The sequence below is a fragment of the Nocardiopsis suaedae genome (assembly GCF_027706745.1).
GTDB lineage: Bacteria > Actinomycetota > Actinomycetes > Streptosporangiales > Streptosporangiaceae > Nocardiopsis_A > Nocardiopsis_A suaedae.
In genome coordinates, this window is record NZ_JAQFWP010000001.1 from 95,327 (window position 1) to 108,533 (window position 13,207).

Consider the following 13,207-nt stretch of genomic DNA (forward strand, 5'->3'; position numbering starts at 1 on the left):
GCCGCCGCACCCCGGGGATCCCCGGCCGCGGCCCCCGCCTCCGCGCGGTCCGCGGCGCCCCGCCGCAGGTGGCCCCCGGGTGTCGGCGATGCGACGTCGGGGTGCGCGCATGTGCCATGCTCCGGAGGGCCCACCGCGGTGCCGCGCCCCGGCCGGGGCGTCCGGAGCCGTGCGCGGCCCGGACCGCGGCCTCCGTCGGGGCAGGTCCCGAGGCGGTTGGACCGGGGCGCATAGAATTAGCACTTAAGACCACGGAGTGCCAGGAGGTGAGCGCGTGCTCGACGACCGCAAGCTGGCCGTTCTGCGTGCCATCGTCGAGGACTACGTGTCCACGAACGAGCCGGTGGGCTCCAAAGCCCTCGCCGAGCGCCACTCCCTGGGCGTGTCCCCGGCCACGATCCGCAACGACATGGTGGCGCTGGAGGAGGAGGGCTACATCGCCCAGCCGCACACCAGCGCCGGGCGCATCCCCACCGACAAGGGGTACCGCCTGTTCGTCGACCGCCTGTCCACGGTCAAGCCGCTGTCGGCGGCCGAGCGCCGCGCCATCGAGTCCTTCCTGGGCGGCGCCGTCGACCTGGACGAGATCGTGGCCCGGACGGTGCGCCTGCTGGCGCAGCTCACCCGGCAGGTCGCCATCGTCCAGTACCCCTCCCTCACCCGCTCCTACGTCCAGCACGTGGAACTGGTGCCGCTGGGCCCGCACCGGGTGATGATGGTCCTCATCACCAACACCGGCCGGGTCGAGCAGCGCGTCATCGACCACTTGGACGCCGTGGACGAGGAGGGCGTGGACCGGCTGCGCCAGATCCTCAACCAGACCACCGCCGGGCAGTGGCTGACCGACGTCCCGGGCGCCGTGGCCGACCTGGCCGCCCAGGCGCCCCCCGAGGACCGGCAGATGACGGCCTCGGTGCTGTCGGTGCTGCTGGAGACCCTGGTCGAGCGGCACGAGGAGAAGGTGGTGCTGGGCGGCACGGCCAACCTGGCACGGATGGGCTTCACGGCCGGCCTGCGGGACGTGCTGGAGGCCCTGGAAGAAAACGTGGTCCTGATCCGTTTGCTCGGTGAGGCGGGTGATCCCTCCATGCTGACCGTGAGCATCGGCGCGGAGAACCCCTACGAGGGCCTGAGGGGCACCTCCATCGTCTCCGCCGGGTACGGGATGGGCGATCAGACCCTGGCCAAGCTCGGGGTGGTCGGACCGACACGCATGGACTATCCGGGAACGATGGGAGCGGTACGCGCGGTGGCTCGGTACATTTCTTCGATTCTGGCGGGGCAGTAAGTGGCGAGAGACTATTACGAGATCCTCGGTGTGCGCCGGGACGCGTCCAAGGACGAGATCAAGAAGGCGTACCGTCGGCTCGCTCGGGAGCTGCATCCCGACGTCAACCCCGACCCGGCCACCCAAGAGCGCTTCAAAGAAGTGACCCAGGCCTACGAGGTCCTCTCCGACGACGAGAAGCGCCGCATGTTCGACATGGGCGCCGACCCGTTCGCGCCCGGCGGCGGGGCGGGCGGCCCCGGCGGCGGCTTCGGCGCGGCCGGGTTCCCCTTCGACGACATCATGAACGCCTTCTTCGGCGGCCAGGCCGGGGGCGGCCGGGGCGGCGCGCGGGACCGGGTGCGGCGCGGGCGCAGCATCAAGATCCGCGTCGAGCTGGACTTGTCCGAGACCGCGTTCGGCGTCACCAAGGACGTGACGTTCCCGACCGCCGTCCTGTGCGACACCTGCCAGGGCGAGGGGACCGCCAAGGGCACCAGCCGCCACACCTGCGACATGTGCCAGGGCCGCGGCGAGGTCTCCCAGGTCACCCGGTCGTTCCTGGGCCAGGTCATGACGACCCGCCCGTGCCCGCAGTGCTCGGGCCAGGGCAGCGTCATCACCGACCCGTGCGCGGACTGCGCGGGAGAGGGGCGCCAGCGCGAGCGCGTCACCCGCAAGGTGCAGATCCCCGCGGGCGTCGAGGACGGCACCCAGATCCAGCTCGCCGGGGAAGGCGAGGTGGGGCCGAACGGCGGGCCGCGCGGCGACATCTTCCTGGAGATCGTGCAGCGCCCGCACCCGGTGTTCGAGCGCCGCGGGGACGACCTGCACTGCACGATAACGGTGCCGATGACCGCGGCGGCGCTCGGCGCCTCGTTCACCTTCGAGACGCTCGACGGCACCGAGGAGATCGACCTGCGTCCGGGCACCAACTCCGGGCACGTCATCACCCTGTCCGACAAGGGCGTCAAGCACCTGGACGGCGGCGGCCGCGGCGACCTGATGATCCAGGTCGACGTGGAGACCCCGGCCAAGCTCGACGAGGAGCAGGAGGCGCTGCTGCGCAAGTTCGCCGAACTGCGCGGCGAGACCCAGCCCCCGGGCAGGTTCAGCCCCGGGCACAGCGGGCTGTTCTCCCGGTTGCGGGACGCCTTCGGGGCCCGCTGATGACCGCTCCGGTCTTCCTCGCCGAGGAGGGCGGGCTGGACGGCGACACCGCGGTGCTGCGCGGCCCCGAGGGGCGGCACGCGGCCGCGGTGCGCCGCATCGGGCCGGGTGAGGAGCTCGACCTGGTGGACGGTGCGGGCGTGCGCGCCCGGTGCACCGTCACCGAGGTCGGCAAGGACACGGTGGTGTGCGCGGTGCGCGAACGGCGTACCGAGCCCGAGCCGCGCCCGCGCCTGACCGTGCTGCAGGCGCTGCCCAAGGGGGACCGCGGCGAACTCGCCGTGGAAATGATGACCGAGGCCGGGGTGGACCGGATCGTGCCGTGGGCGGCCGAGCGGTGCGTCGCCCGGTGGAAGGGCGACCGCGCCGCCAAGTCCCTGGCCAAGTGGCGCTCGACGGCGCGGGAGGCCGCCAAGCAGGCCCGCCGCGCCCGGGTGCCCGAGGTCGCCGAGCCGGTGGGCCGGGACGGCGCCGCGGCGCTGCTCGGCAAGGCCGGCCTGGGGCTGGTGCTGCACGAGGAGGCGGGGTCGCCGCTGTCGCAGGTGGTCCTCCCCGGCGTCGGTTCCCGCGGAGAGCACGGTGCCTCCGGAGGACCCGATGAGGGCGAGGGGATCGTGCTGGCCGTGGGCCCCGAGGGCGGGGTGAGCGAGGCGGAGTTGGAGGAGTTCGACGCCGCCGGAGCCCGGCGCGCCCTGCTCGGGCCGACGGTGCTGCGCACGTCGACCGCGGGCGTCGCGGCGCTGGCCGTGCTGCAGGCGCGCTGCGGCCGCTGGTGAGACGCCGCTGGTGGGACTGAGACGCCTGGGCCGCTGCGCTCGGCGCGGGGGCTTCGCTCGTGGTGGTCGCGTGCGGTCGCCCAGCAGGAGGTGGAGAGGTACGTCCTCTGGAGTGGCTGAACCCGCGCTTGTAGCGTCGTTTTCCCGAAGATCAACGGGCGTCGGGGCGCCGCCGGAGGGATCCGGTGGCGCCCCGTTCTTCTCTTACGGTTCTCAAGCACCCGCACCGCGCCGGGCCCCGGCGGGCTGGCCGGGCGGCGCCCGCCGACACGTAGGGCGGCGTTCAGGGCCCTGAAACGGTCAGGGCCCTGAACGAGGGCCGCACCCGCTACTCCGCGGGTGCGTCCGTCGTTCCGCCGTCGGTCGTCCCGCCTGTGCCGGGGTCGGGTGAAGGCGTTCCGCCGCCTCCGTCGGTGCCGCCGTCGCCGCCCCCGTCACCGCCGGTGTCGCCACCGCCGTCACCGGAGCCGTCGTCGCCACCGCCGCCGGTGTCGCCGCCCCCGTCACCGCCGCCGTCGCCGGAACCGTCGCCGCCGGTATCGCCGCCGGTATCGCCACCGCCGTCACCAGGGGGCTGGTCCGGGTCGCACTCGGGGTCCGGGGCGGACGCGCCGTCCCCGGGTGCCTTCGACTCCTGCTCGCTCGTCGCCGTCGGCACGGGCGGGTCCCCGTCGGGCGGCGGGGTGCGGCAGTGCTCCGGCATGCCCGTGATGCTGCTCTCGCCGTCCTCGTCCGCGTCCGGAGAAGGGGCGCCGCCGCCGTTCCCGCCCGCCCCGCCGCCGTCCTGCGAGGGGCGCTCGGCATGGCCGGTGTCGTCGGTGGCCTCGCCCGCCCCGCCGCCGTCCGGCCGCTCCTGTTCAGGGGTCCCGGCCTCGTGGGCGGCGAAGAAGATCTGCTCGCGCAGCTGCGGCGTGCCCATCAGCACGCTCCCCGCGATGGCGGCCGCCGCGCCCACCGCCATCACCGGGCGCAGCCAGGGCAGCCCCGTCCACAGCGGAGAGCGCCGGTTCTGGGTGCGCTCCCTGATCGCGCTCAGCGCCTCAGGGGACGGCTCCACGGAGTCGGCCTCCGCGCGCAGGACCGCGCGCAGCCGCTCCTCGGTGCCCTCGTCGAATGGTTCGCTCATGTCGTCTGCTCCAGAACCGAGCGGAGCGCGGCGATGCCCCGTGCCGTATGGCTCTTGACGGCGCCGCGGCTGATGCCCATCGCGTCCGCGATCTGGGCCTCGGACAGGTCGCCGTAGTAGCGCAGGACGATGGCCTCCCGCTGGCGGGTCGGCAGCTTGCGCAGCGCGGCGATGACCGCGGCGCGCTCAAGCTCGCCCAGGGCGCCCTGCTCGGCGCTGGGCGCGTCGGGCAGGGCCTTGGGCGCGTGCTTCTCCACCACCGCCCGGTGCCGCAGTACCGAGCGCGCGCGGTTGACCACCGACTGGCGCAGGTAGGACAGGGCCTTGTTGGGGTCCCTGAGCCTGCGCCAGGCGCCGTGCATCGCCACGAAGGCGTCCTGGACGACCTCCTCGGCGGTGGCGTGGTCGCGCACGAGGAGGGCCGCCAGCCGCACCAGCGGCCGGTAGTGCTCGCTGTAGAGGCGGGTCACGGCCTGGTCCGCGTCCCACTCGATCGCTGTCGCTGCCGCCGCGGTCGTCCCCGCGACCATGGTCTCCGTCACGTCCGTTCGACGCGCGCCCTTGTCGCCGGGTTTACGAAAGGGCATACCTATTCTTCTCGTTGAGGAGTGTGGTCCTGCACATGCCACCGCGCGTGCACCCCGGCGCCGGTCCGCGGGGGAGGGGCCCCGGGGGTGAGGAGGACGCCATGGGCGAAGCCACGCGAAGGAACAGAATAGCCCGCAACGGCGGCGAATCGCGGAGGGTTCGCCGATTGTGCTTCCCCGCCGCACGCGGCCGCAACCTCACGGATGGGTCACGGTCCGGGCGTCGGCGCGGTGCGGTCCTCCCGCCGGGCCGCGGACCACGGTAGAGGAGCGGGGGCGGCGCCCGCTGCGAAACGGCCGGAAGCCGCCGGATCCGGAACCGAAGGTCCCGAACCGGGCGCACCGGCGGTCCCGGCGGCGGCCGCGGCGACGGACCCGGTCCGGCGCGGTCCCCCTCGCCGTCCCCCGTCTACGGCATGATGGGTGCGGGCCCGGAACACCCTCCGAACGGTCCCCGGCGGCCGCCGGGCGGTTCGAGGGGGCGGAGCCCGGCCCCGGGGGCCCACCAGGCCGCCCCCGGGGGATGCGATCAGCGACCGGATGGGAGAGGACGCAGGTGGCCCAGAGCGACCCCGAGTGCCTGTTCTGCAAGATCGTCGTCGGCGAGGTGCCGGCCGAGATCGTCCGCGAGGGCGAGCGCACGGTCGCCTTCCGCGACATCAACCCGCAGGCGCCCACGCACGTGCTGGTGATCCCGCGCGAGCACCACCCCGACGTGGCCGCGGCGGCGCGCGCGGGGACCGGGCTGGTCGACGAGCTCGCCCGGGAGGCCCAGGAGGTCGCCCGGGGCGAGGGCATCGGCTCCGACTACCGCCTGGTCTTCAACACCGGCACCGGGGCCGGCCAGACCGTCTTCCACGTGCACGCCCACCTGCTGGGCGGGCGCGGCATGGAGTGGCCCCCCGGGTAGGCGCCGGGCGGGGCCGGGAGCCCCTGGGAACAAACCGGGCCCAGGGCCCATTGGGATAAGGTGAAGGGGTCGCCGCAAGCGACCACGTGGAACGCGAGAGGCAGGGGCGAGAAGGCCGCGAGGCCGACCCATGGTCGAGACAACGCAGAACAGCACCCAGGTCAAGATCGTCGTGCCGGAAGAGCACATGATGGTCGCCCTGCTCGGTCCCGAGGACGAGCTGCTCCGCACCGTCGAGAGGGCCTTCGAGAGCGACATCCACGTCCGCGGCAACGAGATCACCATCAGCGGCTCCCCCGAGGAGACCTCGCTGGTCGTGCGGCTCATCGAAGAGCTGCTGGAACTGGTGAAGAACGGCACGCACATCACCCCCGACGCGATCGACCGCACCCTGGCGATGCTGCGCGAGCCCTCCGGCGAGCGCCCCGCCGAGGTCCTGACCGCCGACATCCTGTCGGCGCGCGGACGGACGATCCGCCCCAAGACGCTCAACCAGAAGCGCTACGTCGACGCCATCGACCGGCACACCATCGTGTTCGGCATCGGCCCGGCCGGGACCGGCAAGACCTACCTGGCCATGGCCAAGGCGGTCAAGGCACTGCAGAACAAGCAGGTCAACCGGATCATCCTGACCCGCCCGGCGGTCGAGGCCGGCGAGCGGCTCGGGTTCCTGCCCGGGACCCTGTACGAGAAGATCGACCCGTACCTGCGGCCGCTCTACGACGCGCTGCACGACATGCTCGACCCGGACAGCATCCCCAAGCTGATGTCGGCGGGCACGATCGAGGTGGCCCCGCTGGCCTACATGCGCGGGCGCACCCTCAACGACTCCTTCATCATCCTCGACGAGGCGCAGAACACCTCGCCCGAGCAGATGAAGATGTTCCTGACCCGGCTCGGCTTCGGCTCCAAGATCGTCGTCACCGGCGACGTCACCCAGGTCGACCTGCCCAGCGGCACCTCCAGCGGCCTGAGGACGATCGAGAACATCCTCTCGGGGATCGACGACATCGGGTTCCGCCGCCTGGCCAGCGAGGACGTGGTCCGGCACAAGCTGGTGAGCGCCATCGTGGACGCCTACGGGCGCTACGACGGCGGCCGCGCCCGGGACCGCGACCGCGGCCAGGGGGGCGACCGGGGCCACGGCGGCGGCCGTGACCAGGGTCGGGGACAGAGCCAGGGCCGGGGCCGGCAGGCCGAGCAGGGCCGCCGGGCCGAGGGCGACTGAGCCCCCGGCGGAGCAGCGGAGCACACGAGTAAGGCGCGCAAGACGATGAGTATCGACGTCGCGAACGAGTCCGGCGTCCCGGTCGACGAGACGGCCCTGTCCGAGCTGGCCCGCTACGTCCTCGACGCGATGCGGGTGCACCCGCTCGCCGAGCTGTCGGTGGTGCTGGTGGACGAGGAGCCCATGGCCGAGCTCCACCAGCGGTGGATGGACCTGCCCGGACCCACCGACGTGATGTCCTTCCCGATGGACGAGCTGAGGCCCGGCGGCCCGGAGCGCACCAGCGACCCGGGCCAGCTCGGCGACGTCGTCATCTGCCCGCAGGTGGCGGCCCGCCAGGCCGAGGAGGGCGGGCACGGCGCCCAGGACGAGCTGGACCTGCTGTGCACGCACGGCATCCTGCACCTGCTCGGCTACGACCACGGCGAACCCGACGAGCGGGCGCAGATGTTCGGCCTGCAGGCCGAGCTGCTCATGGGGTGGCGGCCCAGCGCGGCGGAGGCCTCGCGCACCGCCGAGACCCGGGAGGGGTGAGGTGGCCACCGCGCCGGTCGCGTTCCTCGCCGCCGCGGCGTTCGGCCTGGCGGCCGCCTTCCTGGTGGCCGCGGAGATCGCCGTCACCCGGGTCGCCGCCGGGGCCGCCGGGCCCGCCGGCGCGCTCCCCGAGCGCCGCCGCGCCCGGCTGGAGGCGCTGACCTCCGACTCGGCGCGCACCCTCAACCTGGTGCTGCTGCTGCGGGTGGCCTTCGAGGTGCTGGCGGTGGTCGCCTTCGGCGTCGGCGCCGTCACGCTGTTCGGGCCCACCTGGGGGGCGGCCGCCCTCACCGCCGCGGTCATGTTCCCGGTGGAGTACGTCCTCATGGGGGTCACCCCGCGGATCCTGGGGCGGCAGTTCTCCGTGCAGGTCGGCGAGGCCACCGCGGTGCTGCTGGCCTGGCCCGCGGTCGTGCTGGGGCCGCCCGCGCAGCTGCTGGTGCGGCTCGGGCGGGCGCTCACCCCGCGCAACAAGGGCGAGCGCGGCGGGCCGTTCAGCAGCGAGGAGGAGCTGCGCCGGCTGGTCGACCTCGCCGAGCGGGGGCACGTCATCGACGCCGACGAGCGGCAGATGATCCACTCGGTGTTCAAGCTCGACGACACGGTGGTGCGGGAGGTGATGGTGCCGCGCACCGACATCGTGTTCGCCTCCGCCGCCGACGACCTCGACGCGTGCCTATCGCTGGCCCTGCGCAGCGGCTTCTCCCGCATCCCGGTCACCGGGGAGGACGAGGACGACGTCGTCGGCATCGTCTACCTCAAGGACCTCACCGCCCGGATGCGCGACCACTGGGCCGAGGCCGAGGCCGCCACCGCGGCCGGGACGGCGGCACCGCCCGTGCCGTCGGCGCGGGCGGCCATGCGCCCGGCCTCCTACGTGCCCGACTCCAAGCCCATCGACGAGCTGCTGCGGCAGATGCAGCGGCAGCGCATCCACATGGCGGTGGTGATCGACGAGTACGGCGGCACCGCCGGGCTGGTCACGATCGAGGACATCGTCGAGGAGATCGTCGGGGAGATCACCGACGAGTACGACGACGAGGTGCCGCCCATCCAGGACCTGGGCGAGGGGCGCGCCCGGGTGACCGCGCGGCTGCCGCTGGGCGAGCTCGCCGGGCACTTCGGCGCGGACCTGGACGCGCCCGACGTGGACACGGTGGGCGGGCTGCTCGCCTACGCGCTGGGCCGGGTGCCGATCAGCGGGTCCCAGGCCGACTACGCTGGGCTGAGGCTCACCGCCGAAGACCCCGCCGGCCGCCGCAACCGGACCGCGACGGTGCTGGTGGAGCGGCTGGACCCGCCACCCGGACCGGACGAAGGAGAGCAGTGACCGACACCAACGCCCCCGAGCTGGGCGCCGAGGACAGCAAGCTCGTCACCCTCGCCCGCGCCTCGCGGGCGCGCACCGGCGCCGCCGAGGGCGCGGCGGTGCGCGACGAGACCGGCCGCACCTACACCGCCGTCACCGTGGAGCTGCCGCACCTGCGGCTGACCGCGCTGCAGGCCGCGGTGGCGGCCGCGGTCGCCAGCGAGGCCGAGCACCTGGAGGCCGCCGCGGTGGTGACCGAGGAGGAGGCGCTGCGCGGCGAGGACCGCGACGTCGCCGCCGACCTCAAGACGGGCGTGCTGATCACCGCCGCCCCCGACGGCACCCCGGGCTCCGTCGACCGCACCTGACCCGGGCCGGGCGGGGCACCGCGCCCCGCCCGCCCCACCCCGCATGATTCGAGACATGACGACCATGGACGAGCTCGACCTCGACAGACTCCGCGCCCCGCTGCCGGGCGCCACCGCCGTGCCCGAGGGGTTCCGCAGCGGCTTCGCGTGCTTCGTGGGCCGCCCCAACGTGGGCAAGTCGACCCTGATGAACGCGCTGGTGGGGCAGAAGGTCGCCATCACGAGCAACCGCCCGCAGACCACCCGGCGCACGGTGCGCGGCATCGTGCACCGCGAGGACGCCCAGCTCATCGTGGTCGACACGCCGGGGCTGCACAAGCCCCGCACCCTGCTGGGGGAGCGGCTGGACAGCCTGGTGCGCTCCACCCTGGTCGAGGTCGACATGATCGGCTTCTGCGTGCCCGCGGACGAGCCGATCGGCCGCGGAGACACCTACATCGCCCGCGAGCTGGCCGCCCAGCGCGACACTCCGGTGGTGGCCCTGGTCACCAAGACCGACAAGACCGACCGCAAGCGGGTCGCCGAGCAGCTCCTGGCCGTGCAGGAGCTGGGGGAGTGGGCCGACATCGTCCCGGTCTCGGCCGAGAGCGGCGAGAACCTGGAGGAGGCGGCGGGGGTGCTGTGCGCCCACCTGCCGGAGGGGCCGCCGCTCTACCCCGACGGCGACCTGACCGACGAGCCGGACGAGATGCTGGTCGCCGAGCTGGTCCGGGAGGCCTCCCTGGAGGGGGTCCGCGATGAGCTGCCGCACTCCATCGCGGTCGTGGTCGACGAGATGACCGACCGCCCGACCACCGCCCCGGGCCGCGAGTTCACCGACATCTACGCGTCCCTGTACGTCGAGCGCTCCAGCCAGAAGGCCATCGTCATCGGCACCAAGGGGGCGCGCCTGCGCCACGTGGGCATCGAGGCCCGCCGCCAGATCGAGGCCCTCCTGGGCCGGAGGGTCTACCTGGACCTGCGAGTGAAGGTCGCCAAGGACTGGCAGCGCGACCCGAAGCAGCTCCGGAGACTGGGCTTCGACCAGCAGACATAGGCGGCTCGGCGGGTACCCCAGTGACGGGCCCCGGCCGTCCGCCGGGCCGCCGGGGTGCGAGGTAGAGGGCGGCGACGAAGGTCGGCGGTCCTACCTGGAGCGTTGTCGGCTGCCTGGTGTGTGCGTGGTCCCGGTGGCCGGCAGCGACGGCGAGAGCTGGGCGATTCCCCGGGCCTGCTTGCCGGGCGGCGGGTTCCTCGCGGTCCGGGTGGGCGGGGCGGCTCGGCCGGTACCCCGCTGACGGGCCTCGGCCGTCCGCCGGGTCGCCGGGGTGCCAGGTGGATGGGCGGCGACGGCAGAAGCGAGCCGGTTCCCCGGACTTGCCTGTCGTCCGGCGGGCTCCTCGCGGTCCGGGTGGGCGGGGCGGCTCGGCCGGTACCCCGCTGACGGGCCTCGGCCGTCCGCCGGGTCGCCGGGGTGCCAGGTGGATGGGCGGCGACGGCAGAAGCGAGCCGGTTCCCCGGACTTGCCTGTCGTCCGGCGGGCTCCTCGCGGTCCGGGTGGGCAGCGAGGGGGCGCCCGGGGGACGCAATCCGGGCATACCGGGCGCAGGTGGGAGGGTTCGGCGATCCCCTGTGGCGGATTCACCACCCGATCACGCGAGAAGCGTCTCTTTCGCCACGCTGGATGCCCGAGGGGGTTCATGGTGCCCTAAAAGCGGGTTCCGGTTCGCCGGGATGCGGCCGATTGCCCGGATCCGGCGGCGGTCTCAACCAACGTGCACCCCTCGACGGAGATCCTCTCGCATGGTGAGACTCGGGGGTCGGGGTTCGCCCTCTCTGGCGCCCGGACCCGCTCCTGCCGGGCCCGCACCGAACCCGGCAGGGCTGTGACCTGGGTGAACACTCCGCGTTAAGGGGTGAGAGGGCCGGAAAGCGCGCTCAGCGACCCCCGCGAGGGCTCCAGGCGTGCGAAGTCGACGATTCCAGAACAGGTTCTGGAATCGGAATGCCCGGTTCGTGCCTGTATGAGGCGTTCACCTCGGGCGCCGAGAGGTCGCGGGAGTGTCCGGGCGCCCCCGCCGGGCGCCTTGGAGTCCACTCCGGGCCGATATTGGCTACACGCAGTGACAACGGGGGCGGCAAACGGTCCCAGTGTGCCGTTTGGGGCTCTCCTGGGGGCAGAACGTGTTCTGGAATCGCGATGACCGCGCACTCCCGCCGCCCGCGCTACCGCTCCGGGCTTCGATCAGGGCGCAGGAGGAGCCTCGGCCCCCTCGGAACCGGGCGAAACAGACACCGCGCCGGTAGCGGCCGGGCCGGAACCCGCCTTTCGGGCGCCACGCGCGGCCCGGGGCCATCCCGCGCGGCGATTTCGCGACCTGATCACGCGACAAGCGCCCATTCCACGACGCAGGATCGCCGCCCCCTCCGCGATGATCTCGACGGAAGTGCTGTCATTCCGGCGGTTTTGGCAGCACTTTTGTCGAGATCATCGCGAGGAGGGCGCCCCGGTGGCCCGACGGACGGCCGGGGCCCGTGAGCAGGGTACCGGCCGAGCCGCCGCCCACTCGGACCGCGAGGAGCCCGGCGGACGGCAGGCAGGCCCGGGGAAGCGCCCCGCTGCTGCCGTCGCCGCCAACCACCCCGACCACGCACACACCGCGCAGCCGACAGCGCCACCGCAAGGGCCGCCGACCTTCGTCGTCGCCGCCATCAACCCCGCACCCCGGTGGCCCGCCGCCCGGGCGGGGCCCGTCAGTGGGGTACCGGCCGAGCCGCCGCCCACTCGGACCGCGAGGAGCCCGGCGGACGGCAGGCAGGCCCGGGGAAGCGCCCCGCTCTCGCCGTCGCCGCCATCCAGGGCGACCACGCACCCACCCGGCGGCCGACAGAACAGCATGTAGGACCGCCGACCTTCGTCGTCGCCGCCATTCACGGCGACCACGCACACACCGGGCAGCCGACAGCGCCACCGGAAGGGGGCGCTGCCCTCCGCCGCCGCCTCCGCGGGCGGCCTCCGCCGTCGGTCCTTCTCATCCCCTCGATATGAAAATGATAATCATTGCGCTACTCTGTCGGAACCCCACCCGTCTGTCTCCTCCAGGGAGGATCCGATGGCCGCAGAGCGGAAGTCGCCGCACCCCGTACGCCTGGGCACCGTCCAGGAGACGCTCCTGATCCCGCTCTACGGGCGCGCGGTGGAGAGCCGCAAGGCCGAAGCGGTCCTGCGTGATCCGGTGGCCGAGGAGATGGTGGCCGCGATCGACTACGACTTCTCCCGCTTCGACGGCGGGTCGAGCCTGATCGGCGCGGTCCTGCGCACCCACCTCTTCGACCACTGGGTGCGCGGCTTCCTGGCCGACCACCCGGATGCGACGGTGGTGGAGATCGGTACCGGGCTCAACACCCGTCATGAACGCGCCGACAACGGCCGTGCCCACTGGTTCGAACTCGACCTGCCCGACGTCATCGAGGTGCGGCGCACCTTCTTCGCCGACACCCCGCGCCGGACCATGCTCGCCGCTTCGGTCCTGGACGACGGCTGGACCGCCGCGCCGCTCGCCACGGACGGCCCGTACCTCCTGGCCGCCGAAGCGGTGCTGCCCTATCTCCCCGAAGAGGACGCGCGCCGCGCCTTCGACCTGCTCGGCGAGCGCTTCCCCGGCGCCCTGCTCGCGTTCGACACCACCGGCCCCGGCATGGTCGACACCCAGGACGGCCACGACGCGCTCAGCAAGGTGGAGGCGCGGCTCCGCTGGAACTGCCCGGACCCCGGGGTGCTGGAGGACTGGCGTCAGGGCAACCGCCTGCTCGCCTCGCACACCTTCACCACCCTGCCCGCCGAGGTGCACGACGGGCTGCCCGCGGAGTACCGGGACATGATCGCCACCATGGCGGAGATGCGGCTGCCGCAGGTCGAGGACTACCGGCTCAACCTCCTCCGGCTGGGGTGA

At 73.6% G+C, this 13,207-nt stretch carries 12 protein-coding genes; 10 read left to right on the top strand and 2 right to left on the bottom strand.

Annotation, left to right across the window (positions count from 1 at the left end):
* Positions 1-274: 274 nt before the first annotated feature.
* Genes hrcA through O4U47_RS00430 form a run of 3 tightly spaced genes read left to right on the top strand, consistent with a single transcriptional unit; the run spans position 275 to position 3,213 of the window.
* Positions 275-1,288: a heat-inducible transcriptional repressor HrcA gene (gene hrcA / locus O4U47_RS00420; RefSeq protein WP_270674882.1), complete on the top strand. Its 1,014-nt coding sequence runs from the start codon at positions 275-277 to the stop codon at positions 1,286-1,288.
* Positions 1,289-2,437 (top strand): molecular chaperone DnaJ, encoded by a 1,149-nt coding sequence (gene dnaJ / locus O4U47_RS00425; RefSeq protein ID WP_270674884.1) that lies wholly within the window; start codon positions 1,289-1,291, stop codon positions 2,435-2,437.
* The gene (locus O4U47_RS00430) at positions 2,437-3,213 is read left to right on the top strand and encodes a 16S rRNA (uracil(1498)-N(3))-methyltransferase (RefSeq protein WP_270674886.1); all 777 of its coding nucleotides are present in this window, start codon (positions 2,437-2,439) and stop codon (positions 3,211-3,213) included. The genes dnaJ and O4U47_RS00430 overlap by 1 nt, the downstream gene beginning before the upstream one ends.
* 328 nt (positions 3,214-3,541) lie before the next feature.
* Here O4U47_RS00430 and O4U47_RS00435 read toward each other — a convergent pair whose 3' ends face one another.
* Entirely contained in the window at positions 3,542-4,339 is a 798-nt protein-coding gene (locus tag O4U47_RS00435) for a hypothetical protein (protein ID WP_270674888.1), read from the bottom strand.
* Positions 4,336-4,869, bottom strand: a complete 534-nt coding sequence (locus tag O4U47_RS00440; RefSeq protein ID WP_270675287.1) for a SigE family RNA polymerase sigma factor — start codon at positions 4,867-4,869, stop codon at positions 4,336-4,338. The genes O4U47_RS00435 and O4U47_RS00440 overlap by 4 nt, the downstream gene beginning before the upstream one ends.
* A gap of 580 nt (positions 4,870-5,449) precedes the next feature.
* On the opposite strand from O4U47_RS00440, the gene O4U47_RS00445 reads away from it, so the two are divergent.
* The 7 genes from O4U47_RS00445 (at position 5,450) to O4U47_RS00475 (ending at position 13,207) form a co-directional block, all read left to right on the top strand.
* On the top strand, positions 5,450-5,836 hold the full coding sequence (locus O4U47_RS00445; protein ID WP_270674890.1) for a histidine triad nucleotide-binding protein: 387 nt from the start codon (positions 5,450-5,452) through the stop codon (positions 5,834-5,836).
* Between the two features lie 130 nt (positions 5,837-5,966).
* Complete coding sequence (locus O4U47_RS00450) at positions 5,967-7,064, top strand: PhoH family protein (RefSeq protein WP_270674893.1); 1,098 nt, start codon at positions 5,967-5,969, stop codon at positions 7,062-7,064.
* Positions 7,065-7,109: 45 nt separating this feature from the next.
* Positions 7,110-7,598 (top strand): rRNA maturation RNase YbeY, encoded by a 489-nt coding sequence (gene ybeY / locus O4U47_RS00455; protein WP_270674894.1) that lies wholly within the window; start codon positions 7,110-7,112, stop codon positions 7,596-7,598.
* A gap of 1 nt (position 7,599) precedes the next feature.
* A complete protein-coding gene (locus tag O4U47_RS00460) occupies positions 7,600-8,928 on the top strand; it encodes a hemolysin family protein (protein ID WP_270674897.1) in 1,329 nt (442 codons plus the stop codon).
* A complete protein-coding gene (locus O4U47_RS00465; RefSeq protein ID WP_270674900.1) occupies positions 8,925-9,275 on the top strand; it encodes a cytidine deaminase in 351 nt (116 codons plus the stop codon). The genes O4U47_RS00460 and O4U47_RS00465 overlap by 4 nt, the downstream gene beginning before the upstream one ends.
* A gap of 64 nt (positions 9,276-9,339) precedes the next feature.
* Complete coding sequence (era, locus tag O4U47_RS00470; RefSeq protein WP_270675289.1) at positions 9,340-10,311, top strand: GTPase Era; 972 nt, start codon at positions 9,340-9,342, stop codon at positions 10,309-10,311.
* A 2,056-nt stretch (positions 10,312-12,367) separates the two neighbouring features.
* Positions 12,368-13,207 (top strand): class I SAM-dependent methyltransferase, encoded by an 840-nt coding sequence (locus O4U47_RS00475; protein WP_270674903.1) that lies wholly within the window; start codon positions 12,368-12,370, stop codon positions 13,205-13,207.